This is a genomic window from Desmonostoc vinosum, assembly GCF_059505385.1.
In genome coordinates this window covers 18,168-44,528 of the sequence record NZ_JCACKM010000052.1, presented here as the reverse complement: position 1 = coordinate 44,528, position 26,361 = coordinate 18,168, and the positions used below count along the sequence as shown (strand labels likewise).

Below are 26,361 nucleotides of genomic sequence, written 5' to 3'. Positions count from 1 at the left end.
ATGTTTTTGTATCCCTACTCCCTACTCCCTACTCCCTACTCCCTGTTTTTGTAATATTCATCCCTTCATAAGGTCTAGGACTTCTATAGAGTTTAACTGTTTGGTCTTCATGACCACTAGCTAGGATTTGTCCATGAGAATTATCAGGGGGTGGAGAAACGGCGATCGCCCAAACACCACTACTATATCCCTGAAAGGTTCTAATACAGTGCCCTGTGCGAATATCCCAAAACTTGATTGCTTGGTTTTCATCACTGGCAATTAAGGTATGACATTTGACTCACTACTGGACTATTTCAGCTAAAATAATGCAATAAATTCTGTAGGTTGGGTTGAGGAGCGAAACCCAATATGGATAAGCTAATCTGCCTTTAACTTGCATAATCCTTTGCCTCAGAAAGACGCGGGGACGCGGGGATGCAATTTGAATGATTATTAGCTTATCAGTGTTGGGTTGAACGAAGTGAAACCCAACTTACGCCTATTAAATCTAATGCACTAAATTAGCTCAAACAATCTACTACAACAAACTTTGCTGTTTCAACTTAACTAGTGCATCTTCAGCAGCAGCTTTCTCAGCATCTTTTTTATTACGTCCTTTACCTTCACCATATTCTTGTTCACCCACAAATACTTTAGCGGTGAAAACTGGCACGTGAGACAAACCGCCTGCTTGAACAGTGACATATTTGGGAGGATTTGGAGTAACATTGCGGTGTACCCATTCCTGAAAGCGATTTTTTGAATCTACATTAGAGCGAGACTCTACAATTTTCTGAGGTACAGACTTAAATAGTGGTTTAACAACAACACGAACTGCTTCAATATCTGAACTATTGTCTAGATAGTAAGCACCAATCACAGCTTCAAAAGTGCTGCTGAGTAAATTAGGGTTTTGGTAGCCTCCGTCCAAAATAGCACCTTTGCCTAAACGCATTCTCAAGTCCAAACCAACCTCAATAGCGAACTTGGCCAATTGCTTTTCGTCAACTAGCGCCGAACGCCGCCGAGTGAGTTCATCTTCCCCTATTTCTGGATGAAGACGATAAAGATATTCACCACTTAAGAAATTGAGTACAGCATCACCGAGAAATTCTAAACGTTCATTGTGTTCGCCTTCTCCTGGATTTTCATGAACATAAGAACGGTGAGTCAGCGCCCGACGTAGGAGTTTCTCATCCTGAAATATTAAAAGTTTATGCATTATTATCTTTTGTCTTGTTGCAGAAATTGACTGTTGGAAAAGTGTACAAATACTTGTTTTATTCGACTAGTTTTTAGAAGCTATGCTTTTTAAGCAGCTAGTCTATTTATTTCAGGTAAAAACAATTCCTGATTTTGTTTTCTGACCTTACCATCTTTAACAGCAGCATCAACAAACTGACTGAAATTTTTAAATTTCTGACCATTGGATGTGGCAATAGAAGAACATCCTTGATATCGAGTGCAACGCTCACGCATCAATTTATCAATACGGCTAAAACCTGTTTGCTTACCTTGAGTTAAAGCAGTTTCGATAGCTTCAATCAAGTATTTTATAGCCTCATTGTAATTAATTTTAGACTTAATAGAAGTGGCTTGAGTTTGATTAATATGGTTAACTAACTTAGGTAAATCGTCTATAAAATGAAATTCATTAGCCAGACCTTTCAAATCTTTTTTTACATTACCTTTTTGGGCAAAGATGATAACTTTGATATCCTTAGTTTGCAAAAGTTTAACAGTGCTAATAAAATCTCCGTCTCCTGAAATTAGGATAACTATGTTGGGAAAATAATGTTTAGAAACATCGTCAATCAAGTCAGATTTTAATTGATTGTCTGCACTATTTTTTAAAGTGCAGGTAACATCTCGATATTCATAGCCAATTTCTTGCAACTCATCTTTTGCAGCCAAATGATTTTGATATAGTGAGTTATGGTAGATTTTCTTACTAATAATCTTCCCTTTTGATTTCACAAAAATTAGTAGAGATTTTGCTAAATCTTGACTTAAAGGTACATTTTGCAAATCGCAATAGATATAAACATTGAGTTGCTTTTGACTGGTTTGTCCGTTTGATGCTGAATAATTTGTTTCCATTGTAATGTACCCAGATTTTAGTTTTGTTAACTGGACAGCATCAAATTGCACATCTAGCAATAGCATCGGCTTGTACTAGGAATTGATGCTTCAAAATCCCTATGCCAAGCTTTTCACTATCACTTTTGTTTGATTCATGTCTCAGCCGTAGAATTCCTAGCTTCCTACCAAGTTTCTTGTCATCTTCTCCTCTGAAGATTCATTCAACTATCTCATCTTGCTATTGCAAATTTAGTTGAATCAGTTAACCTGATACAGTGCTAAATCTTCAGCCGAAGGGATGACACGAAGCATCAGTAGGAAAATAAGAATTCTGCCGCTGAGACAAGATCAAAAACCTGCGCTTGAGAGTGCGGTTATTTTGCTGTCTATACACAGATTGGCATGGTATTAAAAGCACGTCAATATTTGTTTACATAAGCTTTAAAAATTTGGCTTTGGTGTAAATACTTTACTTAAATCCAGATTTAAATTAGTAAAAATAGGTAAAACAATTCGTTTATTTAAGTAACCACGTACTTAATATTTATTTAAATGAACCGCCAAGATGAGGCAGTGCGTTGCAAGCAGCGAGTAAAGGAGGGTTTCCCTCGGTTGTACCAACTGTTGTGCCAAGAGGAAAGAAGTGCAAGTTTATAGAGAATTGATATGAATTGCTCCGTTATTTTAAATGTGCCAGAAATTGGTATGCTAAGAGCCAAGACTACATAATTATCAAACCATGCCCGCGCCTACTCTCAACCCCACTTTTACTGCTTTTCCGCTGACAGCTGTAGTCGGTCAAGAAGCAATTAAGTTAGCTTTGCTGTTAGCAGCAGTTGATCCAGGATTGGGGGGAGTGGCGATCGCAGGTCGTCGCGGTACGGCAAAATCTGTAATGGCACGTGCTATCCACGCCTTACTTCCACCTATTGAAGTTGTCAAAGGCTCGATTAGCAACTGTGACCCTAACCACCCTGAAGAATGGGATGACTTATTATCTACACAGACTATAGATAATATCTCTACTGAAATTATCCCTGCGCCCTTCATCCAAATTCCGCTAGGTGTCACAGAAGACCGACTTCTAGGTTCGGTGGATGTGGAACAGTCGGTAAAACAAGGTGACACTGTATTTCAACCGGGGTTACTCGCTACCGCTAACCGAGGTGTCTTATATGTGGATGAAATCAATCTATTAGATGATCAAATTAGTAACCAGCTACTGACAGTATTATCTGAAGGACGCAACCAAATTGAGCGGGAAGGGATTAGTTTTCAACATCCTTGCAAGTCGCTGTTTATCGCCACCTATAACCCTGAAGAAGGAGCCTTAAGAGAGCATTTATTAGATAGAATTGCGATCGCTCTATCTGCTGACGGTGTACTCGGACTAGATCAAAGAGTACACGCAGTTGAGGTGGCGATCGCCTATTCCCAATCTCCCCAAGAATTTCTCCAGCAGTACAGCGAAGACTTAGACGCCCTCAAAACTCAAATTATTTTGGCACGGGAATGGCTTAAAGATGTCTGCATTACCCACGAACAAATTACTTATCTTGTGAATGAAGCCATTCGTGGTGGTGTGCAGGGACATCGCGCTGAGTTGTTTGCTGTGCGGGTTGCCAAGGCGGCTGCGGCTTTAGAAGGACGAACAGCAGTTAATGCTGAAGATTTGCGCCATGCCGTAGAATTGGTGATTGTTCCACGCGCCACAATTGTGCAGACACCACCACCTGAACAACCACCCCCACCACCCCCACCCCCACCGCAAAATCAAGAAGAAGAACCCCCAGATAAACCAGAACAAGAAGAACAAGAAGAACAGGAAGAACAGGAAGAAAATCAACAGCAAGAACCCCCTAGTATTCCTGAAGAGTTCATCTTTGACCCCGAAGGAGTCATCCTTGATGATAGTGTGCTTTATTTTGCACAAATGGCAAAACGCCGGGGTAAATCTGGCAGTCGCAGTCTCATCTTATCTGAAGACCGGGGACGCTATATTAAGCCGATGCTGCCCAAGGGAAAGGTGCGACGTATTGCCGTAGATGCCACACTCAGAGCCGCAGCCCCGTATCAAAAAGCACGGAGAGCCAGACAGCCCGGTAAAAAAGTAATTGTTGAGCCTGGTGATATTCGCTCTAAACGTCTGGTACGTAAAGCTGGGGCGTTAGTAGTTTTTGTCGTTGACGCTTCTGGCTCAATGGCCCTCAACCGGATGCAGTCGGCTAAAGGTGCAGTCATGCAACTTTTAACCGAAGCTTATCAAAACCGTGACCAAGTAGCTTTAATCCCCTTCCGGGGAGAACAAGCAGAGGTATTATTACCACCAACGCGTTCTATTGCCTTGGCACGTAATCGTTTGGAAAGGTTGCCATGTGGTGGAGGTTCGCCCCTAGCCCATGGTTTAACACAAGCCGTGCGCGTCGGCTTAAATGCCCAAATGAGTGGCGATATTGGGCAAGTTGTGATCGTTGCAATCACTGATGGGCGTGGTAATATTCCTTTAGCGCGTTCGTTGGGTGAACAGTTAGAACCTGGGGAAAAACCAGACATTAAAACGGAATTGTTAGAAATTGCAGCGAGAATCCGTGGTTTAGGATTGCAACTGTTAATGATTGATACGGAGAGCAAATTCGTTTCTACTGGCTTTGCTAAAGAATTAGCCCAAACAGCAGCAGGCAAGTATTATCACTTGCCAAAAGCCACAGATCAAGCCATTGCGGCTATGACCAAAGGTGCGATCGCTGATTTAAAATCTCGTTGAGATGAGGGGCACAAAATTAAGACCCTGTAGCTACTGCTTGCGGTTGTAAGTAGCAAATTAAATCCTGAATTCCTTTTTGCAGATACCGTGTTACAGTCATCGGACTAGTACCAATATTTTTGGCGGCATCCTTGCGAGAAAGTTCTTTCAAAAAAACCATTTCAACTGCCATCCGGGGTTTTTCTTCTAACATGTTGATTGCCCCTTGGAGTTGTTGCCGTTCTTCGTCTTGTTGCTGAAGACTAGTAGAACGGGGACAAGGAAGTGCTTCACCCAAGGTGATTTGGCAATCAACATTGTTAACAGCAGTGGCATCTAGGCTCAAAGGCATCCGGTTTTGAGCTGCTAATTTGGTTTCTTGCCATTCTTGCAGAGATACTTTAAGTTCTTTGGCAATTTCAGTATCTTTGGGAGGACGACCTAGAGAAATAGCCAATTCTTTGCGAACTTTTTGCCCTTCATTATATAGTTCTTGCCAGCGACGAGGAATTTTTAATAGAGTACTGCGATCGCGTAAAAAATGCAGCATCTCACCTCGAATGTATGGCACAGCAAAGGAACTAAAAGCGTATCCTTGGCTGGGGTCAAAACGCTCAATTGCCCTAATTAAACCAAAATAGCCAATTTGTTCTAAATCTTCATAAGGTTCATTACATTGATGGCTAAATTTATGAGCCATCTTCCGCACTAAACCAGTATGTAACTGTACAAGTCGATTACGAAGTCTAATAGAGGGATTCTGGTGGTATAAGTGTAATAATTCTATACCTTCAGTTCGCAAAGAGGACTCACTAGTTGCCATATAAATTCCTTTGTTCTAACTCCTTCTCTGGAGGAATTGGAGTTGCGTATATCTTCTTTTAAGCTGTCATTATTTTCCTCAGCTGAGTTTGAATAAGCCATCGTTGTTCCACTGAACTTATCGGGGGCCTGACTCTAGAATTCAGTATTTGTACGCATGATTTTACGCGTTTATCCGTTGCTACTCATTGTGATTTTTCAAAAACAATAGAAGAGTTATAAAATTTGGTGCAAAATCAAGTGCTAATGAAGAAAGCATGAGATAGAGATAATTTCTCTCTTGATTTCATTAGACCTCTTGCATAAATCTTTTTTTACCGGGCTACGCCCCGCTTCTGTGCGAGACGCTTCGCGAACGCTAACACGCAAAGGCAAGGCAGTGCGTTGCGGGGGTTTCCAAGGTAGCTTTTAGGGGGAAACTTCCCCCTAAACATGCCGCCCCGTTGTAGCAAGTGTCATCGGGCTCCCCGACTTGTAGCAACTGCCGCGCAAAGAAAGAAACTGTAATTAGGACTTTTGCAAGAAGTCTATTCTTTACATACAAGAGTCAAAAAGTGCTTTTGCAAAAAATCTAGTTGCACAGTATATATTTTTTATCTACTTAACTTCTTTTCCTACCACACCTTTGTTGGGTTTCTCACCTCAAATGAAAATATTGGTCAAAATAGAAATAAGCAGTATGTTTCCCTAGAAACCAATTTTTCCATATGAGCAATACCAGTAACTTTCGTGAAGCTATCCGTGAGGCTAGAACTCAAGCCCTGATTGGGCCAAACGTAATCGCCAACGCCCTACCTTACGTCGGTGGTGGATTGGTGCTAACAGCCTTGGGAACCTATGGTGGTTTGGGAGTTCTCCGTACTAACCCTGGACTGTTCTTTCCCACTTTCATTGGTGCGATAATTCTCCAGTTAATTTTATTCTTCGTTGCCCAAAATGTTGCCCAAAAGGGTAACAATGGTCTGGCACTGCCCTTACTGGCAACTTATAGTCTCCTGTCTGGATATACTCTCAGTGGCTTAGTAAATGTTGCTTTGAGAAGCCAAGGTGTTGGCATTCAAGGCATTGGTTTGGCGGCCCTTGGTTGTGGCATCACCTTTATTGCTGCCCGTCAAATTGGTTCTAATCTCTCTGAACAGGATGGCATGGCTTTAAGCAAAACCATCAATCTCGGCATCATTGCCTTGGTGGTTGTGTGCCTTGCTCAATTCATTTTTGCTTTGTTTGGTGTTTTTACGCCAAATTGGTTAGAAATCGCCATCTCCGGCTTAGGGGTATTTTTGTTTGTTGGGGCTTCAGTCGTTGATTTCTACATCTTGCCGCGCACTTACCGCAACGACCAGTATTTACCCGCAGCCTTATCGATGTATCTCACTTACATCAACCTATTCGTTTTTATTTTGCGGTTACTGATTGCTCTCAATGGGCGTGATTGATAATTAGGGAGTAGGGAGTGGCACTTCGACTTTGCTCAGTAACCAAGAGTAGGGAGTGGGGAAAGGAAATTTTCATTATGCTTTGTTGTTAGCCCTACTCACGAAAGTTTTGTGAGAAAGAAAATATCAGAGTTATAGAATTCAACCGTGGTTATGCATCAGTAGCCACGGTTTTTTTAGGGTTGCAGCATTGAATAGACCTCTTGCATAAATATTTTTTTGTTGGGCTACGCCCCGCTTCGCTAACACGCAGAGGCGCAGCGAAAAGTTCTGTTCGCGTAGCGTCTCCGTCAGGAGAAGGAGGGTTTCCCTCCGTAGGAAACTTTTCAAGACAGAGACGCAGAGAAGAGAACGCAAAGAAGGACTTTTGCAAGAGGAATTATGAATTTTGTATGGACGTAGCATTACTACGTTCCTAGAATTTGCCCAACTACAGTTAAATAATTCGTAATTCGTAATTAAAATCAAAAATACAAATAGAATAAGAGCTGTCTCAAATTTAAAAGCGCTCTATCTATCATACTGAGCAAGTACTATGGAAGTCTTAGAACTCAAACGCGAAATCGAAACGTTGTCTGGCCGCCTGGGTAAAACCCAGGACTATCTTTGACCTACCTGCACTGACTGCCAAAATTCAAGATTTAGAACAAATATCAGCTCAACCCGAATTTTGGAATGACCAAGCTCAAGCCCAGCAAACGCTGCAAGAACTCAACGAACTTAAAGCACATGTTCAGCAGTATGATCAGTGGCAAGCTAATCTGGAAGATACTAAAGCAGTCGTTGATCTGTTGGAGTTAGAAACCGACGAAGCGCTACTGCAAGAAGCGGAATCTACCATTACTAAGCTCAATCGTGATCTCGATCAGTGGGAATTACAACAGTTGCTCTCTGGCCTCTACGATCATGAAGGGGCAGTACTGACGATTAATGCTGGTGCTGGTGGTACAGATGCCCAAGATTGGGCGTTTATGTTGCTGCGGATGTACACCCGTTGGGCAGAAACCCACGGTTATAAGGTGCATCTAACTGAAGAGTCGGAAGGAGATGAAGCAGGAATTAAGTCAGCAACCCTGGAAATTACTGGTCGCTATGCCTATGGTTATTTGCGCTCAGAAACAGGTACGCATCGCTTAGTGCGGATTTCACCCTTCAATGCTAATGGCAAGCGGCAGACCAGTTTTGCTGGGGTGGAAGTGATGCCACAGATAGATAGTTCTGTGCAGCTAGAAATTCCAGAGAAGGATTTGGAAATAACGACTTCGCGGTCTGGTGGTAAAGGTGGGCAAAACGTCAACAAGGTAGAAACAGCGGTGCGGATTGTTCATATTCCCACGGGTATTGCTGTGCGTTGTACAGAGGAACGTTCTCAGCTACAAAATAAAGAGAAAGCCCTCGCTCGTCTTAAAGCCAAGTTGTTGGTGATTGCCAGAGAACAACGTGCCCAAGAAATTGCCCAAATTCGCGGTGATATGGTAGAGGCTTCCTGGGGCAACCAAATCCGTAATTATGTGTTTCACCCTTACCAAATGGTAAAGGATTTACGGACAGAGATAGAAACCACTGCTATTACTGATGTGATGAATGGCGAGTTGGATGCATTCATTCAAGCCTATTTGCGTCAGGAAAACCAACTTGTAGAAAATCCTGCGTAACTTTAATTGCAGGTTAGTAGAGACGTGCTATGTCGCGTCTCTATTTTTGGTAACAGTGCCTACAAAGCGATCGCACCTCTATATCGGTCAACTGTTAGATTTATATATAAATAGTCTGCGATCAATACACTGATGAAGTTATGAGTAACTCTCCTTCAGGCGAACCTCAACCTAGCTACGTAAAACTCGCTATGCGAAACATGGTGCGAAAGGGCGGGACATCTTTAAAACATTTTGCACTAACTACTATTGGGCTTTTAGCGCTGCTTGTGGGTCTTGCTTACCTGACTCGCTAATGAGTAGTAGCTGGGGATTGGGCATAAGGGAGACACTACGCGTAGCAAGATCCCGCAGAGTATGACTTTGCTCAGTACAAGTTCCCAATTCCCCATTCCCTTTTTCACCTAAATATGCCAGGAGATTAAGTGCCCCCAAAAGTTGAATTATATGTGGAGGATGATTTTAACGAGCTATCTCCAATAGCATTTGTGAGTATTGGCGAGACTCATTTCCCAATTTCTGCTGCAATCTGGGAAAACTGGTTTAATTGCTGGTTGGAAATACTTCGCTTTGATTTGCCGTCAGCACCAAGTTACGAAATAGGGCTGCGATTGACAAATGACTCACAAATTCAAACACTTAACGCCCAGTATCGTCACCAAAATAAGCCTACAGACGTTTTAGCTTTTGCCGCTTTGGAGGTAGACTTTCCCCAAAGTGAAGAAATGCTTGCTTCTATGCCTTTATCTTTAGGTGATATTATTGTGTCTTTAGATACTGCTAATCGTCAAGCTCAACAACAGGGACATAGCTTATCAACTGAGCTAGCTTGGTTAGCTGCTCACGGGTTGCTACATTTGTTGGGCTGGGATCATCCTGATGAAGAAAGTTTAGGAAGAATGCTAAAACAGCAAGTGATATTGCTGAATGCAATCGGTATTGCTATTGACATAGAATAGCTGTGATTAGTATGTTCGCAAGTGTTAATCTTGGGTGATACTTTTATAATATATCTGTAAAAATTGCCTAAAATTACCTCAAATCTTATCACTCTATTAAAATTAGTGAAAAATCCCACTCTAACTCTTTCTTCTTTGTATTTTTAAGCCTATGTCCCAAAAAATTTCTCCACCACCAACACCCAATACCTTACAAACGCTAGTGACCAAAGACCGAGAATTCTCCTGGCAGGTGGCTTCTAATTTATTAGTGAGCTTTAAGTACGCCTGGGCTGGAATTAGCTATAGTTTTCAAACACAACGCAACTTTCGCATTCATGTCAGTGTTTGCGCTTTGGCGATCGCAATGAGCGTTTTTTTACATCTGCAAGCAGTGGAAATAGCAATAATTGGTATAACTAGTGGTTTAGTTTTGGCATTAGAGTTACTGAATACAGCGATCGAATCTCTTGTAGATTTAACAGTTAAGCAGACTTACCATGAATTGGCAAAAATTGCTAAAGACTGTGCTGCTGGTGCTGTGCTGATCTCAGCTTTTGTAGCTGTGCTGGTAGCTGCTGTACTGCTATTGCCTCCTTTAATGGTGTTAATTATGTCAGCTTTATAAACGTGGGATAATTAGATCCTATTTTGAGAAAAACATATATCAAGGTCAGTAATGGTAATTGGTAGTATGTATAAACCAATTACCTATTACTAAAAGCACACATTAAGTGGCAGAAATCAGGAGCGATCGCCTGTGATTATAGTCATTGATAATTACGATAGTTTTACATATAATTTGGTGCAATACCTGGGAGAGTTAGCGCTAGAGTTCCCAGTTGCAGCTGATATTAAAGTTTTTCGTAACGACAAAATCTCCATAGATGAAATTCGCGCTTTCCAGCCAGATGTCGTAGTTATCTCCCCTGGCCCTGGTCGCCCAGAAGATGCAGGAGTTTCCTTAAAATTAATCGAACAGCTAGGGCCAAACTTACCAATTCTAGGTGTTTGCTTGGGACATCAAAGCATTGGTCAAGTATTCGGTGGTAAGATCGTGTCCGCTCCAGAGTTGATGCATGGTAAAACTTCTCAAGTTTCTCACACAGGGGTAGGGGTTTTTCAAGGATTAGAAAATCCCTTAACCGCTACCAGGTATCATAGTTTGGTGATTGATCGCGAAACCTGTCCTGAGGTCTTAGAAATCACAGCTTGGGTTGAAGATGGCACCATTATGGGAGTACGACACCGGAACTATCCTCACATTCAAGGCGTCCAGTTTCATCCAGAGAGTGTTCTGACATCTTCAGGAAAACAGTTATTGCGAAACTTTCTGGAACAATTACAGTCGAGAGAGTAATTAATGAAACGACGACAGTTGATGGGCTATGCTGGGGCGGGGTTAGTAACAACTTTAGCAACTACCTTAGGTTCAAACCTGCAAGCTGATGCCCAATCTAGCGGTTTATCAGTTCAGTGGTTGGGTCATACTTGCTTTCTATTCACTGGTAGTGGTACGAAAATAATTGTCAATCCATTTCGAGCGGTCGGTTGTACTGCTAAGTATCGTCCCCCGAAAGTGGCAGCAAATTTGGTACTAATTAGCAGTCAATTGCTGGATGAAGGAGCGGTAGATGGACTACCAGGAAATCCTAAGCTAATATATGAGCCTGGAGTTTACGAGTTCCAAGGTATTAAATTCCAAGGAGTTGCCATAGACCACGATCGCAAAGGTGGTAAGCAATTTGGCTCAAATACTGCTTGGAGTTGGAAACAAGGCGGAATTAACATCCTCCATTTAGGGGGTGCTGCGGCACCGATTTCCATCGAGCAAAAAATCCTCATGGGGCGTCCCGATGTGTTATTTATCCCTGTGGGAGGCAGTGCAAAAGCCTACAATGCTCAAGAAGCAAAGCAGGCTATCGAGGTGTTAAATCCTAAGTTGATAGTTCCCACGCATTATCGGACACAAGCGGCTGATGAAGCTACCTGTGAGATTACACCTCTGGATGATTTTCTCAACTTGATGCAAGGTGTAACAGTACGCCGTAGTAATGGAGATACTATTGCCTTGAGTCCTGGGAAGTTGCCAGAGAATGGGACGATTCAGGTTTTGAGTTACAAGTTTTAGAAAGACATGAGGGGGATGAGGGGGATGAGGGAGAAATTTTCTCTTTGTGCCTACGTCCCCGTGTCTCCGCGTCCCCCTTCGGGTGACGCTCGCAAGCTCGCTAACGCAGTCGCCTGCGGAGGGAAACCCTCCTTTACTCGCTGTCTCACCGTGTCCCCGCGTCCTCTTCCCCACTCCCTACTCCCTACTCCCCACTCCCTCATCCGTAGTTAAGCTGTATACCACTCAGAAGTAAGTCTATCTGCTTCGCTGATGGGGGTTTCAGTTGCTTGTGTACCATCCATCACCCAAATGCTATCTGCACCTGTTTGCTGATCACGCCAGTAGATGTCTGTCTTGCCATCGCCGTTGAAATCGCCAAGGGATGGTTTTAAGGCGGCGCTATTGCTTGAGAGGAAAGCTTCACTGGCAACTGTTGTACCATCCATCAACCAAGCGGTGTTTTCGCCTGTGGTCTCATTGTGCCAGAAGACGTCAGTTTTGCCGTCGCCGTTGAAGTCGCCAATGCTCGATTTCCAAGAGGCATCAAGTGTATTTAAAGTACCTTCACTAACGATAATGCCATTCACTGTCCAAATTTTGTTTTCACCTGTTGTTTGATTGCGCCACAGGATATCAGTACTTAAATCACCGTTAAAATCGCCCAGGGTATAAGTCCAGGCCGCATCTTGGGATTGGAGGGCAAACTCACTCTTTTGTGAACCGTCCATGAACCAAACTTTGTTTTCACCAGTTGATTGATTACGCCAGAAGATGTCACTCTTGCCATTGCCGTCGAAATCAACAACAGTAGGAGTCAATGCTGTATCTGTGTTGTCTAGAACGGTGCCATTGGTAACTGTTGTACCATCAACTTCCCAAATCGCATTTTGGCCGGTTTGAGCATTATGCCAGAAGATATCAGTTTTGCGATCGCCGTTGAAATCGCCAATGCTTGGTGTCCAACCTGCATCAACTTTCTCTAAAGAAACTGCATTAGCAACGTTAGTGCCATCCATCAATACGATGACATTCTCACCTGTTGTTTGATTACGCAATAAGAAGTCAGTTTTTTGATCGCTATTAAAGTCGGCAGTTTTGTAAGTCCAAGCAGATACATCATATTGACCCAACGAACCCTGTTGAATAATGGTTGCACCATCCATCAAACGAACCACAATCTCACCGGTTTGAGAATTGACCCAAAGTTTATCTGTTTTACCATCACCATTAAAATCAGGAACGATCGCAGCACTAGTTAAGTAAGGATTAGGATTAGGATTGGCTGCTGCATCTAAAGAATTAGTCAGCGGTTCATACAGTGTAGACGCAGAACTTTTACTACTAAAAGTAGAAACAGAACCCAATGGGTCTAAGCTATCAACTGATGATGTTAATATTTGCGATTTTTGAAAAGATTCGGATGCCCATTTTGATGTATTCAAAGATAAGTTTGAGGTATTTTTACTGCCAAACATGATGTGTTTTTATGAGTGGTGGTCATACCTTTTTAACTTTTATTGATTATCTATTTCTGTCAATAAATAACATTTGCTTGGGTTTTATATTTTCTTTATAAACTCTATTTTTTGTTAAATGTCAGCTTTTGTAAATAATGTTTTAGATGATTTTTGTTAATTTTTCAAGTGCTATACAAACAATTAAAAAATAAAATTTGTAGTTTATGTATGTCAGGTTTTATAGATAAAGTTTGGCTATTTATATTTATTTTTTGACATTTAAAAATTATTCTTTGGTAGCTGTGCAGCGACTAAGTTTCGGTTTCGTAGTTTCTTAGGGTGTGTGATCACCAAGCGCTCTGACGGGTGCTAACGTCCATCACGCACCCTGCTAAAGGCTGTTCCTGTTACCTCTTTAACAATGCTATATATTGGTTAAAATAACTACTACTAAGGTGTAATCTCTACAGCCTTTGTAGTTTGAAAGTGTCAAATAACACAATAAATTACAAGTAGATTCAGCTATGCAAGCAGAATATCGGCAGCGGCGCGAGCAATTAATGGCGAAAATTGGGACTGGTACTGGTATTTTTCGCAGTGCGCCAATGGCAGTCATGCACAACGATGTCGAGTATAATTACCGTCAAGACAGCGATTTTTTTTACCTCACAGGCTTTAATGAATCGCAAGCGGTAGCAGTATTAGCGCCACATCACGCAGAACATCGATTTGTGCTATTTGTTCAACCTAAAGATCGGGAAAAGGAAGTTTGGACTGGTTATCGTTGCGGGGTAGATGCAGCTAAGGAACTTTATGGTGCAGATGAAGCTTACCCCATCAGCGAATTAGATGAAAAGTTGCCGCAGTATTTAGAAAAAGCCGATCGCATTTACTATCGCTTCGGACGCGATCGCGCTTTCAATGACACAATTTTGAGTCATTATCAACGGTTGCTGCAAACTTATCCTAAACGTGGTACAGGGCCGATCGCCATTGAAGATACTAGCACCATCCTTTACAGCATGAGGCTGCTAAAAAGTCAAGCTGAGATGGAACTAATGCGTCAAGCAGCTGCGATCGCCATTGAGGCACATAATCACGCGATGGAAATCACTGCACCTGGACGTTATGAGTACGAGATTCAGGCAGAGATGGAACGGATTTTCCGCTTGCGTGGTGGGATGGGGCCAGCTTATCCGACAATTGTGGCGTCTGGTGCGAATGCTTGTGTACTGCACTATATAGAGAATGTGCGACAGATGCAAGAGCAAGAGTTGCTGTTAATTGACGCTGGATGTGCTTACGATTATTACAACTCCGATATTACTCGGACATTTCCGGTAGGGGGGAAGTTTACGCCAGAACAAAAAATTTTATATGAGATTGTTTTGGAGGCACAAAAACAAGCCATAGCTCAAGTGCAACCAGGCAATCCTCATAAGTCAATCCATGATACAGCGGTGCGCGTCCTGACTGAAGGCTTAGTCGAACTTGGCATCCTCAAAGGTGAAATTGACAAGTTAATTGAGGAAGAAAAATACAAGCCATATTACATGCACCGCACTAGTCATTGGTTAGGTTTGGATGTTCATGATGCGGGTGTTTATCAACATGGTGAAGATAAACCGCAGATTTTGCAACCAGGTCAAGTTTTAACAGTGGAACCAGGACTTTATATTGTGCCAGATACTAAACTGGCAGAAGATCAGCCACAAACACACCCTCGCTGGATTGGTATTGGTATTCGGATTGAGGATGATGTATTAGTGACACCTAATGGACATGAGGTGTTAACTGCTGGGGTTCCTAAAGCAGTAGATGAAATGGAACGGTGAAAATAAGCGATCGCTTATTTTCGCAGTCCGAAAGCATCTTGAGTGGGTTTCATCTTAGCGTCAAAATTAATTTTCTAATTTTAAGGGTAAAGTCACTGTGAAAGTCGAACCAACCCCCAATTGAGAAACTACATTAATTTCACCTTGTAAAAGTTTTACTAACCGTAAAACTATTGCTAACCCCAACCCAGTACTGTCGGGAAGGAAAGATTTTTTACCCGAACGAATACGGAAGTAAGGTTCAAATATTTGAGTTTGGTCTTCTGGCGCAATACCAATTCCTGTGTCAATAACTGCGATCGCCCACTTTTTTTCATCCAGCACTTGACACTCTATATTAATATTTCCTGACTCTGTGTAGCGAATGGCATTACTGATAAGATTTGTAATAATCTGTTGCAATTGAAAGCCATCTGTAAATACTTCTTTGGGGGCGCGTTCACAATCAATGGTGATTTGTAATTTTTTATCAACAGTTAAAGGTTCTAACATTTCACACACATTTATCACTATTTCAGGCACATCAGTCAGCGCTGGATGAAGTTTGATTTGTCCTGCTTCATACCTTGATAGTTCTAGTACATCATTGATCAAGCGGAGTAATTGTCTGCCGTTGCGTAATACACGCTCAATATGTTCTACATTATTGATGGAGGGGTTATTTGTTCCAGTTTTTCGTCGCTGTTGGCGCAAAAACAGATCCGAGTAACCGATAATTGAAGTGAGAGGATGTTTTAAGTCGTGTGCTAGTTGCGAAAGATATTCTTGGTTAGCGTTTATTAAACGAGTCAGTTCTTCATTGTGTAGCGCTAACGATGATTGTAGCTGCTGTAGTTCTCGTAAACGCTCCTCAACATAACTCTTAAAACAACGAGCGATCGCTTCATCAATGACAGCATCAATCAAACGCATGGAGCGAATTACTTCACTTGATGTGCCTTTTAATAAATCTGCTTGTATAGTATCAAAAATTACTGTTCTTAGTAAATGATATTCCCTAGCAATTTCTGCTGGATCAAAACCTTGTTCTGCTCGAATTGCCCCATGCTGAAAACTGGCCACAACTATTGATTGAATATCATTATCTTCAGATTTGGAAAGCACTGTGATCATTGCTTTCAATACATCAGGGATGTGATCTCGTATCGCTGTATAAGATAGTTCATCAGCGCTTTCAATCCGCATATCTTTACGAACCGCAACCACCCATTTGTCTAGGATGATGTTAGTTTTTTCAGCCAGTGATTGACTAAAATCCATTATGTTAAATGCAGCCAAAAAATAGATAAGTAAAGTTCTAGATGAGACTAGTTTAACGAGTGCAGCGACTCTTTACCAAAAAAAATGTTTAGATTCACCTACCAAAAGACTTAGATTTTACCTATTATCAGTAATGTCCACTAAATAAAGCGATTTATAATCAGGTAAAAAAGTATAATAAGCTACTTTTATTTTCAAGATTAATCAGGTAGATTAAGTGCTTTAATGCTGAATTTTTACACGCTACTTAGCGCTCTGTGCAAGGATTTTACTCTACAGTATAACTAAAATCATAAGTTTTAGTTATTACTAAAAATTACTGATAACAATCAGGCCGAACGTTCGCTTCGCTTGGCTGTCACAAAACGCTCATGTGAGTGGTGGTTCCCGTTCGATGGAGCGGTTTCAACACACTGCTAATTTGTTGACGGGTGCAGACTTGAGGCAGCGCGTTGGGAGGCTCTGCCGACTTGAAGCGACTGCCGTGTCGCCATCAACGTCGGTCTGTAATTGATTTTTTTTGCACAATCTTTAAATTGCTGACTCTAATAATTGTCTGTCTCGCCCTTCTTTGCTTCCCCAATATTAGACCTGAATCGTTACTTTTCTTTCTACCTATGTTGTGGTTTTAAGGAATCTATGACTAAATTATTTCAGGAGCATTTAATCATTAAAGATACCTCATTACCTATCAGTACATACAGCAAAGTTATGCCCCGTACTGGATTTTTAGAAATTGAAAATTTAGTCAGGTCTTATCCGACACTAGATAAAGATAATTTTGTTGTTTTAGATGATGTGAATCTTACGATTGATGAAGATGAGTATATTTCTGTAATTGGTCACTCAGTTTGTGGGAAATCAACACTTTTGAAGATTATCGCTGGTTTAGAAAAAGCAACTTCTGGCTCAGTGAGGCTAGATGGCAAAGAAATTAGCAAACCAGGAGCAGAGAGAATGATGATCTTTCAAAATTATTCGCTACTACCGTGGTTAACCGTGCAGGAAAATATTCGTCTAGCCGTAGATGAAGTGTTAAAAAATGCTAATCGTGCTGAAAAAATTAGCATTGTGAACGAACATTTGGCAATGGTAAACTTAACGGCGGCAGCTGACAAATATCCTGATGAAATTTCTGGAGGTATGAAACAGCGGGTAGGTATTGCCAGGGCTTTGACAATTCGCCTAAAGATGCTATTAATGGATGAACCTTTTGGGGCACTAGATGCACTAACCAGGGGCAAATTGCAGCGGCAAGTCTTGGATATTTGGGAAAATCATTGTCAAGCAGTTATGATGATTACCCATGATGTAGATGAGGCAATTTATATGTCCGATCGCATCGTCTTGATGACCAATGGGCCAGCTGCTACGATAGGGAAGATCATAAAAGTTTCTTTTGAGCATCCGCGCGATCGCTCGGCGATGCGAAACTCGAAAGAATATTTTGAAATCCGCAACCATGCTCTTAATTTCTTAGATCGATATTTTACTCAAGACGAGTAAAGTAGATAATCACCTTCTGTTAGTGGGTAGCCTAATTCAAATTTATGAAAGCTAGATTTGGAGCGGAGGAACCAATGTTTGGGGCTAATCATCCGAGAGACACCTTCCAGTCTTAGCCCGTCAGCTAACTCCGTAGGCAATGGAAGGAACCCCCAAAAATTTGGCTGTCTGTCACCAGCTGTTATTGGGGTTTCCTCTACCGAACTTTAGATTTTATTCTTAGTCATTGGTCAAAAAAGCTAAAGACGAATGACAAAGGACAAAATTTAAAATTGGTTGCCCTGCTTCTCATTAGTAATTCATTTCATTGGAGAGAAGTAAAAGCTGTGAAAATTAAGCCAATGTTAGCTCGCTTGCAAAGCGCCATCGGTCGAGAAGACTTAATTGAGCAAATGGTATTAGTACCAGAGCCAAAAAAATCTTTTCCTAAAAAAGCTCAAAGACCATCAACTAACTTAATCGTAGGCTATGACGCTTCACCCAACAGCCACACAGCCTTAGATATTGCCTTTTGGATTGCTCACCAAACGCGTTTAGCTACTAATACCCAAGTCACAGTTCAAGTCGTTTATGTAGTAGAAGAAAGTAGCAGTAGTCAGTATCCAAATATCTTGAGTTTGCCGATAAATCAACCTACATTAGAGTGTTCAGTTAGCGACATATCAAAATCTGTGACATTAGTATTAACTCAGCCAAAACTGCACACATCCATTACACCTATTCAACAAGCAGATACAATTCTCTGGCAAGCACGAAGTTTAGCTGAAGAATGGCAAGGTTCTTTTAAATCTCATCTGCGGTTTGGCTGTATTAGTACAGAACTTAAAAAAGTTGTTGAATTAGAAACCGCTGATATTTTGTTTTTAGGTTGTAAATCTATCAATCATCCCATGATTCAAGCACTAGGTTCTAATTTTCCCTGTGCTGTCTTGGGTATCCCCAATTGTATTGATGAATAATTACTGTTTGAAATAGCAGCGTTTTTTATTTAATTCAAATAAAAAACAAGTCACCTACTAATTAGGTGACTTTTTCGCTACTCCGCCATTAAGGGGCTTCTAACTAAAAAAATATCCCATCGCTTTGAGGAGCAGGGGAAGGAGAATCTAATAATTATCTTCACTCTCAAAATTGGATAATTTATCTTCTGGAATTCCCTAAACAATTCGCAATGCTTCGACTGGTTTTGACTTTTCCTGTCAGAGATGCCACGTGTAGTAATAGCCGTAGGTTGGGTTAAATAATTCGTAATTCGTAATTATCTAACCCAACCTACAATTTTTTTACAACATTTAAGGCTAGATAAGCTAATCTGCCTTTAACTTGCATAATCCTTTGCCTCAGAAAGACGCGGAGACGCGGGGATGCAATTTGAATGATTATTAGCTTATGCCAGTAGGTTGTTGAGCGAAGTCGAAACAGCCAATGCTCAGCAACTATTCACAATTACATTTAGGTAGGGGGATTTAGACCCCTGCAAGTTGGGGTTTTAAACCGCTTTGAGCAAGGATAATTTGGTTTGTACGTATAGCACGCTTTGATTTTTATGGAAAACTGGCAAGCATTTCTCAGTATGATCGTATTTGTAAGTGTCATCATTCTCATCATGACGGAATGGGTGCATCTTACTATCGCTGCTTTATTAGGAGCATTAATATTAGTTTTTACTAATGTTATGACTTTACAGGAAGCTGTTGGTTACATTGGTAATAGTCATGGAACATTGGGTTTATTTTTTGGAGTTATGGTATTGGTACGAGCATTTGAGCCTACCAAAATATTTGATTATTTAGCAACTCAAATCGTACTCATAGCTAAAGGAGAAGGTAAGCGTTTATTGCTGGGTATTGTTGCTATTGTCACCCCGATTTGTGCAGTCTTACCAAATGCCACAACAGTAATGTTATTAGCACCATTAATTCCACCAATGGCGCAGGAAGTCGGCATAAATTTTGTCCCTTTACTGATTTTAATGGTGTTGGTGGCTAACAGTGCGGGACTATTGACATTAGTTGGCGACCCAGCAACCTTTATTGTTGGTGATGCTATAAATATCAGCTTTACAGATTATTTGTGGAAACTAAGTTTAGGAGGAGCGATCGCAGTTGCCACAATTATTCTCATATTACCATTTTTATTTCGCAAAATTTGGCGTACAAGGTTAGAGAATCTCGACGAATTACCACACCCACAAATTAATCACCCGCGAGTTTTAATTTTAGGAGCAGTAATTGTAGTTTTTGTATTAGTATTTTTTGTGATTGGAGAATCTCTACCAATTCCAATCTCACCTGCTGCTGTAGCTTTACTAGGAGCTACTTTAGCTTTGCTTTTATCTCACCATAGCCGCATTGATTCAGTTAATAATATCTTGCGGGATGTTGATTGGAGTACATTAATCTTTTTTATGAGTATATTTGTATTAATTGGAGGGCTAGAAAAGACTGGTATTATTAAAAGCCTCTCAGGAGTACTCGCATTTATATTGGGGAAAAATATTGTACTAGGTTCGATGGTTTTATTATTTACTGTAGGCATATTATCTAGTGTTGTTCCCAATATTCCTTTAGTGGTGGCAATGGTGCCCTTGCTTAAACAGTACATTGTCAATGTTGGATTAGCACCCGCAGAAGTTCTCGCACCCAACTTTCCCGGAGAGTTTCCTCCAGAAGTATTACCACTGTTTTACGCTATGATGTTTGGCGCAACTTTAGGAGGCAATGGCACACTAGTAGGAGCATCATCTAACATCGTAGCTGCTGGGATATCTGAGCAGCACGGACGCCGTATCTCGTTTAAAACTTTTCTTCACTACGGTATCCCAGTAATGTTAGTGCAACTTGTAACCTCAGCATTGTATGTATTGGTTCGGTTTTTGCTCTGAGTTAGCAGGAAGATGGCTTTTGATTGATGTTATACATTATAGCATTTTATATTCATTTTTTGCAGAAGAGTAAGATTGTCTCTTGTATCAAAAGTATGTACCTAATAGAGTAATATCTACACTCCAGATATGGTACAACAACATGTAAGAGCGATCGCACATTCTACCTAAAAAGGATTAAATGTATGAACCCGGCTGAAGAATACATCAATAATTGGCAAGAACCAGGAGGACAAGCAGGGATAGATCAAGATATAAATAAATCTAATTTTAGTAACTCTAATATTAACGAAATTAATAACTTGGATAAAGTTAGAGATATTCTTATTGGCAATCAGATGCGTGAGGTCGAAAAAAGGTTTACGCGCTTAGAAGAACAGCTAATTAAAGAATATACTAACGTGCGCGATGAGACAAGAAAACGTTTAGATGTGATAGAAAACTATATTAAACAAGAAGTTAATTCTGTAACTGAGCGGTTGAAGAAAGAGCAAGTAGAGCGTGATGTGGCGGTAAAACTACTTGCAGAAGAATATAAAAATTTCTCTTCTAACTTAGAAAATAAATTTACTCAATTTGATGAACAAACTAGTAGTAGTCAGCGGGAGTTGCGCGAGCAGATTCTTAACCAATCTAAAACTTTGCAAGATGACATCCAGCAAAAATATAAGGAAGTTATAGCTTTACTAGAACGAGAAACTCAAGAATTGCATAGAGATAAAACCGACCGTTCTCAACTAGCAGCCTTATTTTCTGAGCTAGCTATTCGATTAAACTCTGATATTAAATTTTAGTGCTATTGCTAGAAAACACTCGATGTCCAGAAATAGTATTTTTTAATTGTTGTCAACAATACTGTTTGCTGAAATATCAGATAATTTACTGCGTTGAGATTAAAAAATAAGGCCTTATTTTTTAATGTAGAATCAATTTCTTTTCCTTTCTTTTTCTATTTTGACAGCAGAATGTAAGTGAATATTAATTATGAATTGGGGAATTTTCATCATGAATAATAATTCCCAGAATGAAATAGAAAACAAATCTTCTAAAACTATCAAAAATAAAAACCAGATCTCAGAATTGTCCTCTGATAATAGTGAATTGAGTGAACTTCGTAGCTTGCTTCTGGGTCTGGAACCGAGCAAAGTCAAAAAACTCTATGAACGATTAGATAACCCTCAAATTCAATCAGAAGATATCAGTCGTCTACTTCCAGAAGCTGTTATCTTGCGGTCAAAGCAAGATAAACAACTGAGTGAGGCAATAGTATCGACTCTGGAAGAAGCTATTCAAGCATCTGTAAAACAAGACGAAAATGTACTATCTGAGGCGTTTTTTCCAATCATTGGGCCCGCTGCCCGCAAGGCGATTTCTGCGTCTCTAGATGAGATGATGCAATCACTTAATCAAACCTTGGAACATAGTTTATCACCAGAAAGTATTAAATGGAGATTAGAAGCTCAACGCACAGGAAAATCATTTGCTGAAATTATACTGTTACGCACACTAGTCTACAGAGTAGAACAAGCATTTCTCATTCATAAGAAAACTGGGTTACTACTACAACATCATGTAGCGACTCAAGTAGGTACTCAAGACCCAGCTTTAGTTTCAGCGATGTTAACGGCTATTCAAGATTTCGTTCAAGACTCTTTTGGAGTAGAAAAAACCGATGTATTACAAAGTTTGCAATTTGGAGAGTTAACAATTTGGATTGAAGAAGGGCCACATGCGCTAATAGCGGGTATTATTCGAGGGAAGCCTCCCCAAGAATTAAAGTTGTTATTTCAAGATGTAATTGAAAAAATTCATCTCCATCTAAGCCAAGAAATCAAAGATTTTACAGGAGAGACACAGCCATTTGAGGCTAGCAAGCATTATTTGCAAGATTGTTTGACAATCCAGTATAAATCTCCGCCTAAAAAAAATTATACTTATGCATGGGCTTTTTTAGGTGCGATCGCGATCGCGATCGGCACCTGGGGCTTTTTCACTATCAGAGAACAACTACGCTGGTCAGCTTATCTTACAAAACTTAACTCCCAGCCAGGAATTATTGTGACTAACACCAAACACCAAAGTGGAAAATATTTTATTTATGGAATGCGTGACCCTTTAGCAATAAATCCTAATACTTTGACTCAACAGGCTAATCTCAACCCTAAAACGGTTGTTGGTCAGTGGAAACCTTATGTTTCATTAGAACCACAGTTTATTACTATAAGGGCTAAAGAATTACTCCAACCACCAAAAACTGTATCACTACAAGTTGATAGTAGTGGCATTCTTCACGCCACAGGACATGCACCTCATCAATGGCTTATCCAAGCCAAAAAATCATGGCGCTTTATTCCAGGAGTAACTCAATTTCAAGATAAAAATCTTGAAGAAACCGAACTAAGAGAACTGAAGTTATATAAACAGCAAATTGAACAACAGTTAATATTTTTCTTAGAAGGAACAATAGAATTTTTACCTAGTGAATCTGATAAGCTACCTGATTTAGTTCTCACAATCAAAAAAATCTTGAATACGGCTAAATTATTGGGCAAAGATGTGCATATTCAAATTAGGGGGCACACTAATGAAAATGGAGAAGCACAACAAAATCTGTTACTTAGCTTGGCTCGTGCTAATAAAATCTTATCTTATTTAAAATCTCAAGGAATTAATACAAGCAAATTCAAAATTATCGGTCTTAGTTCTAGTCTATCTCTACAGCCAAAATTGGCTCCAGCAAATATAAAAATTGCTCGCCGAGTGTCTTTCAAGGTATTTATTGACAATACTCAACATTAAAGCAGTTTTAATTTATGCTACAGAAAAAAATCTGTATGGTAGGTGCATTTGCCGCAGGTAAAACAAGTTTGGTAACACGATTTGTAAGCAGTATTTTTTCCGAAAACTATCATACTACAGTAGGCGTAAAAATTGATAAGAAAGTAGTAGAGATTCAAGACAAGCAGTTGAATTTTATCCTTTGGGATCTCTACGGAGAGGACGAGTTTCAAAAGTTACGAATATCTTACTTGCGGGGATCATCGGGTTATTTATTAGTAGTGGATGGCACTCGAAATAATACACTAGAAAAAGCTATCAGCTTACAAAATCGAGTAGAAGAATCGATTGGGCAAGTTCCTTTTATTTTGATACTAAATAAATCGGATTTAATAGATGAATGGGAAATAGACACTACTCAAATTAGTAAAATTGAACAGAAAGGTTGGACGGTAATGAAAACCAGTGCTAAAAATGGTTTTGGGGTAGAAGAAGTTTTTCAAAATCTTGCCCAAAAAATCTTAGAAGAATAAATAATTACTCTCATTCATTATTAAGTTATTATTGACTTTTACTCTAAATTAATACATAGAGATGCAGAATGATGCTTACTCACAAAACAGATGTTATTATTTTAATAAATAACCTTAAAAGACATGAGTGATTCTATTACAGCAGATCTTTTTTCAGCCTTGAATATTTTAGTGTTAGAACGGCTAGATTTTGGTTTATTTCAAATTGATGGTAATGTTCCAAATTGGGTAGAACAATTTTGTTCTCAAAAATTTACAACAGGAATGGAGATATTAATCCCACAAAAAAACTTTAGTTTTTTAGAAAACTTTTTAATTGATGCCGAAGAATTTTGGCAGAGAAATAGTGATTCTAAACTCACTTCAGGAATATGGACTGATCAGGATATAAATAATACAGAATACCACTTTGAAGCTGTAGCAATTTCTGTAAATAATAGAAAATTTTTATTAATTGAGACTTTAGATGAGAAATATCATGAGAAGCAATACATAATTCAAAAAGCTAGAGAAAATCAACTAATTTATCAGCAATGGTTAAAAGATAATCAAAAAAAAGATATATTAATCCATTGTATTATTCATGATATGGCAGGTCAATTAAGTGGTATGAATGGCTGTTTTGCTCTACTAGAGTTTGAAAATTTAACACCTAAAGGAAAAGAACGTTTAGAAATTGGTAAAAAGCAGTCTCTCCAACAAGAGATATTAATTGGAGAAATCTTAGACGCATTTTCAGCAGAAATTCAATCTTTAGAAAGCTTTACATTTGATATTGATAAAGCGCCAGATATTTTAAATTCTATTCAAGATGTGATTACACTTTCAAAACCTTCTTTTATACTCAACAATATACGATTACAGCTAGCTAACAATACTGATATAAATGCAGATTGGAAAGTAGTTGGCGAACAATCGCGTTTGAATCGAGTCATTTTTAATTTAGTAGAAAACGCTTTGCGATATAGTCCACAAAACTCTACTGTGATAATTAGCTTGCAATCAGATTTAGAATCTATTCTTGTAAATGTAGATGATCAGGGAGTTGGTATACAGCCAGAGATGGTAGAAAATTTATTTAATAAGTTTTCTCAAGGAAAATATAAATCAGGTAAATCAGGGCTTGGCCTGTATTTCTGCCGTATTACAGTCGAACGCTGGGGAGGTAAGATTGGTTATTCACCTAAACCTGAAGGCGGTTCTCGATTTTGGTTTCGTTTATTAAGACCAGAACTAAGAAGAAGCTAGTAATTAAGCTAAAAAACATCTAAATTACATAATCAAATTAAATAAAACTCTTGTGGGGTGGGCATCTTGCCCGCCCTAATTATGCAAGTTATATGTGGAACAGCTTACCAGTTTTGATTTTTCAATTAATGGTTTCTTTTCGACTTACTAAAGTAGCACTGAGTTGTAAGTAATGAGTAGAAATTCACACTCAATACCGACAATTCAGCACTACTAAAAATTAATATCTGATGATATGCAGCACATCACGTAGGACGCTAAAACCAGCTAAATCCCATAGTAAATAGGCAAGAAATCCAATAGCAGCTAAGCGACCATTCCAAAGTTCTGCTTGGGGAGTCCACCCAAACAAAAATGCATTACGATCTACGCCGTTATAAGCGTTAGCGACTGGTGGTAAATCTGTAGAGGAACGAGTTTCTCGAGTTTCCATTTTTTCTCTCCAAATTTTTAACTTTTGAATCTAGTAACCAATCAAGTGAAGTACATCACGTAGGACGCTAAAACCAGCTAAATCCCATAGTAAATAGGCAAGAAATCCAATAGCAGCTAAGCGACCGTTCCAAAGTTCTGCTTGAGGATTAAGACCGAAGATAAAGGCATTACGATCTATGCCGTTATAAGCGTTAGCAACTGTTGGTAAATCAGTGGAAGGACGAGTTTCACGAGTTTCCATTTTTCTTACCCTAAATAATTTGTTTGCTAACTTTAATGTAGCTATTAGTAACTAAGATGCTTTCCGTCTGTGGGTACAAACTCTAAACACTTTTTGCAACAGACAAATCCACCTTAAGATGGTGACAAAAAAATAATTATAAATAAATGTAAAGCGAGATTAGCTGAAATACTATTGAAGCAAAATAAATTGTTATTACTAAGCGATTAAAAACTCCACACAACAGTTAGACTATCTTTGCTCTCTGATTTGACAACGCGTGTCAATCTCAGCAAAATTCCACCAATTGTTTGCAAAAGTTCTATCTTTCGTTGGAGCAGTTTTCAAACTTTGGAGAGATGCTCAAAGTACCTAAATTCCAGGATTCTGAACAAATGAGTTAGGTATTGCCATAAATACAAGTGTAAATACTA

At 39.7% G+C, this 26,361-nt stretch carries 24 protein-coding genes, 1 pseudogene and 1 riboswitch; of the genes and pseudogenes, 17 read left to right on the top strand and 8 right to left on the bottom strand.

The window, feature by feature from the left end:
* Positions 1–28 precede the first annotated feature (28 nt).
* The 3 genes from AC5JMF_RS09260 to AC5JMF_RS09250 form a co-directional block, all read right to left on the bottom strand.
* On the bottom strand, positions 29–205 hold the full coding sequence (locus tag AC5JMF_RS09260; RefSeq protein WP_495795415.1) for a hypothetical protein: 177 nt from the start codon (positions 203–205) through the stop codon (positions 29–31).
* Positions 206–520: 315 nt separating this feature from the next.
* Positions 521–1,204 carry a ribonuclease III gene (gene rnc, locus AC5JMF_RS09255; protein WP_495795411.1) on the bottom strand — a complete coding sequence of 228 codons (684 nt, stop codon included), beginning with the start codon at positions 1,202–1,204 and terminating at the stop codon, positions 521–523.
* An 89-nt stretch (positions 1,205–1,293) separates the two neighbouring features.
* Complete coding sequence (locus AC5JMF_RS09250; protein WP_495795410.1) at positions 1,294–2,148, bottom strand: NYN domain-containing protein; 855 nt, start codon at positions 2,146–2,148, stop codon at positions 1,294–1,296.
* A gap of 655 nt (positions 2,149–2,803) precedes the next feature.
* Here AC5JMF_RS09250 and bchD point away from each other — a divergent pair.
* A complete protein-coding gene (gene bchD / locus AC5JMF_RS09245; protein ID WP_495795409.1) occupies positions 2,804–4,828 on the top strand; it encodes a magnesium chelatase ATPase subunit D in 2,025 nt (674 codons plus the stop codon).
* A 16-nt stretch (positions 4,829–4,844) separates the two neighbouring features.
* Here the strand turns inward: bchD and AC5JMF_RS09240 are convergent, their stop codons facing one another.
* A complete protein-coding gene (locus tag AC5JMF_RS09240; protein ID WP_495795408.1) occupies positions 4,845–5,630 on the bottom strand; it encodes an RNA polymerase sigma factor SigF in 786 nt (261 codons plus the stop codon).
* Between the two features lie 706 nt (positions 5,631–6,336).
* Between AC5JMF_RS09240 and AC5JMF_RS09235 the strand changes: the two genes are divergently transcribed.
* From AC5JMF_RS09235 to AC5JMF_RS09205, 7 genes are all read left to right on the top strand, one after another.
* Positions 6,337–7,065 carry a Bax inhibitor-1/YccA family protein gene (locus AC5JMF_RS09235; RefSeq protein WP_495795407.1) on the top strand — a complete coding sequence of 243 codons (729 nt, stop codon included), beginning with the start codon at positions 6,337–6,339 and terminating at the stop codon, positions 7,063–7,065.
* Positions 7,066–7,600: 535 nt separating this feature from the next.
* Positions 7,601–8,720 (top strand): peptide chain release factor 2 gene (prfB, locus tag AC5JMF_RS09230; RefSeq protein ID WP_495795406.1). Its coding sequence is split into 2 segments (ribosomal slippage): positions 7,601–7,672 and positions 7,674–8,720, totalling 1,119 coding nucleotides; the frame shifts between segments, so codons are not numbered across the junction.
* A 140-nt stretch (positions 8,721–8,860) separates the two neighbouring features.
* Positions 8,861–9,016: a DUF3285 domain-containing protein gene (locus tag AC5JMF_RS09225; RefSeq protein ID WP_495795405.1), complete on the top strand. Its 156-nt coding sequence runs from the start codon at positions 8,861–8,863 to the stop codon at positions 9,014–9,016.
* Positions 9,017–9,145: 129 nt separating this feature from the next.
* Entirely contained in the window at positions 9,146–9,679 is a 534-nt protein-coding gene (ybeY, locus tag AC5JMF_RS09220) for an rRNA maturation RNase YbeY (RefSeq protein WP_495795404.1), read from the top strand.
* A gap of 151 nt (positions 9,680–9,830) precedes the next feature.
* Entirely contained in the window at positions 9,831–10,286 is a 456-nt protein-coding gene (locus AC5JMF_RS09215; RefSeq protein ID WP_495795403.1) for a diacylglycerol kinase family protein, read from the top strand.
* A 132-nt stretch (positions 10,287–10,418) separates the two neighbouring features.
* Positions 10,419–11,018 carry an anthranilate synthase component II gene (locus tag AC5JMF_RS09210; RefSeq protein WP_495795402.1) on the top strand — a complete coding sequence of 200 codons (600 nt, stop codon included), beginning with the start codon at positions 10,419–10,421 and terminating at the stop codon, positions 11,016–11,018.
* A 3-nt stretch (positions 11,019–11,021) separates the two neighbouring features.
* A complete protein-coding gene (locus AC5JMF_RS09205; RefSeq protein WP_495795401.1) occupies positions 11,022–11,789 on the top strand; it encodes an MBL fold metallo-hydrolase in 768 nt (255 codons plus the stop codon).
* 209 nt (positions 11,790–11,998) lie between these two features.
* Here AC5JMF_RS09205 and AC5JMF_RS09200 read toward each other — a convergent pair whose 3' ends face one another.
* The gene (locus AC5JMF_RS09200) at positions 11,999–13,246 is read right to left on the bottom strand and encodes an FG-GAP repeat domain-containing protein (RefSeq protein ID WP_495795400.1); all 1,248 of its coding nucleotides are present in this window, start codon (positions 13,244–13,246) and stop codon (positions 11,999–12,001) included.
* Between the two features lie 506 nt (positions 13,247–13,752).
* Here AC5JMF_RS09200 and AC5JMF_RS09195 point away from each other — a divergent pair.
* Positions 13,753–15,063, top strand: coding sequence for an aminopeptidase P N-terminal domain-containing protein (locus AC5JMF_RS09195; RefSeq protein ID WP_495795399.1), 1,311 nt, complete (start codon positions 13,753–13,755; stop codon positions 15,061–15,063).
* Positions 15,064–15,129: 66 nt separating this feature from the next.
* On the opposite strand, the gene AC5JMF_RS09190 is transcribed toward AC5JMF_RS09195, so the two are convergent.
* On the bottom strand, positions 15,130–16,323 hold the full coding sequence (locus AC5JMF_RS09190; RefSeq protein ID WP_495795398.1) for a sensor histidine kinase: 1,194 nt from the start codon (positions 16,321–16,323) through the stop codon (positions 15,130–15,132).
* A gap of 321 nt (positions 16,324–16,644) precedes the next feature.
* Here AC5JMF_RS09190 and AC5JMF_RS09185 point away from each other — a divergent pair.
* From AC5JMF_RS09185 to AC5JMF_RS09150, 8 genes and pseudogenes are all read left to right on the top strand, one after another.
* Positions 16,645–16,912: pseudogene (locus AC5JMF_RS09185) on the top strand (hypothetical protein); the annotation flags it as partial.
* Positions 16,913–17,034: 122 nt separating this feature from the next.
* Complete coding sequence (locus AC5JMF_RS09180) at positions 17,035–17,829, top strand: ABC transporter ATP-binding protein (protein WP_495795414.1); 795 nt, start codon at positions 17,035–17,037, stop codon at positions 17,827–17,829.
* 18 nt (positions 17,830–17,847) lie between these two features.
* A riboswitch (cyclic di-AMP (ydaO/yuaA leader) is annotated at positions 17,848–17,983 on the top strand.
* Positions 17,984–18,170: 187 nt separating this feature from the next.
* Entirely contained in the window at positions 18,171–18,788 is a 618-nt protein-coding gene (locus AC5JMF_RS09175; RefSeq protein ID WP_495795413.1) for a universal stress protein, read from the top strand.
* 587 nt (positions 18,789–19,375) lie between these two features.
* Positions 19,376–20,713, top strand: coding sequence for an ArsB/NhaD family transporter (locus AC5JMF_RS09170; RefSeq protein ID WP_495795397.1), 1,338 nt, complete (start codon positions 19,376–19,378; stop codon positions 20,711–20,713).
* Between the two features lie 185 nt (positions 20,714–20,898).
* Positions 20,899–21,507 (top strand): hypothetical protein, encoded by a 609-nt coding sequence (locus tag AC5JMF_RS09165; RefSeq protein ID WP_495795396.1) that lies wholly within the window; start codon positions 20,899–20,901, stop codon positions 21,505–21,507.
* A 211-nt stretch (positions 21,508–21,718) separates the two neighbouring features.
* Positions 21,719–23,512, top strand: a complete 1,794-nt coding sequence (locus AC5JMF_RS09160; protein ID WP_495795395.1) for an OmpA family protein — start codon at positions 21,719–21,721, stop codon at positions 23,510–23,512.
* A 14-nt stretch (positions 23,513–23,526) separates the two neighbouring features.
* Positions 23,527–24,024: a Rab family GTPase gene (locus AC5JMF_RS09155; RefSeq protein WP_495795394.1), complete on the top strand. Its 498-nt coding sequence runs from the start codon at positions 23,527–23,529 to the stop codon at positions 24,022–24,024.
* Positions 24,025–24,147: 123 nt separating this feature from the next.
* Positions 24,148–25,272: a sensor histidine kinase gene (locus AC5JMF_RS09150; protein WP_495795393.1), complete on the top strand. Its 1,125-nt coding sequence runs from the start codon at positions 24,148–24,150 to the stop codon at positions 25,270–25,272.
* 220 nt (positions 25,273–25,492) lie between these two features.
* Here AC5JMF_RS09150 and AC5JMF_RS09145 read toward each other — a convergent pair whose 3' ends face one another.
* Both AC5JMF_RS09145 and AC5JMF_RS09140 read right to left on the bottom strand, forming a co-directional pair.
* The gene (locus AC5JMF_RS09145) at positions 25,493–25,705 is read right to left on the bottom strand and encodes a high light inducible protein (protein ID WP_495795392.1); all 213 of its coding nucleotides are present in this window, start codon (positions 25,703–25,705) and stop codon (positions 25,493–25,495) included.
* A gap of 30 nt (positions 25,706–25,735) precedes the next feature.
* The gene (locus AC5JMF_RS09140) at positions 25,736–25,948 is read right to left on the bottom strand and encodes a high light inducible protein (protein WP_495795391.1); all 213 of its coding nucleotides are present in this window, start codon (positions 25,946–25,948) and stop codon (positions 25,736–25,738) included.
* Positions 25,949–26,361: the final 413 nt, after the last annotated feature.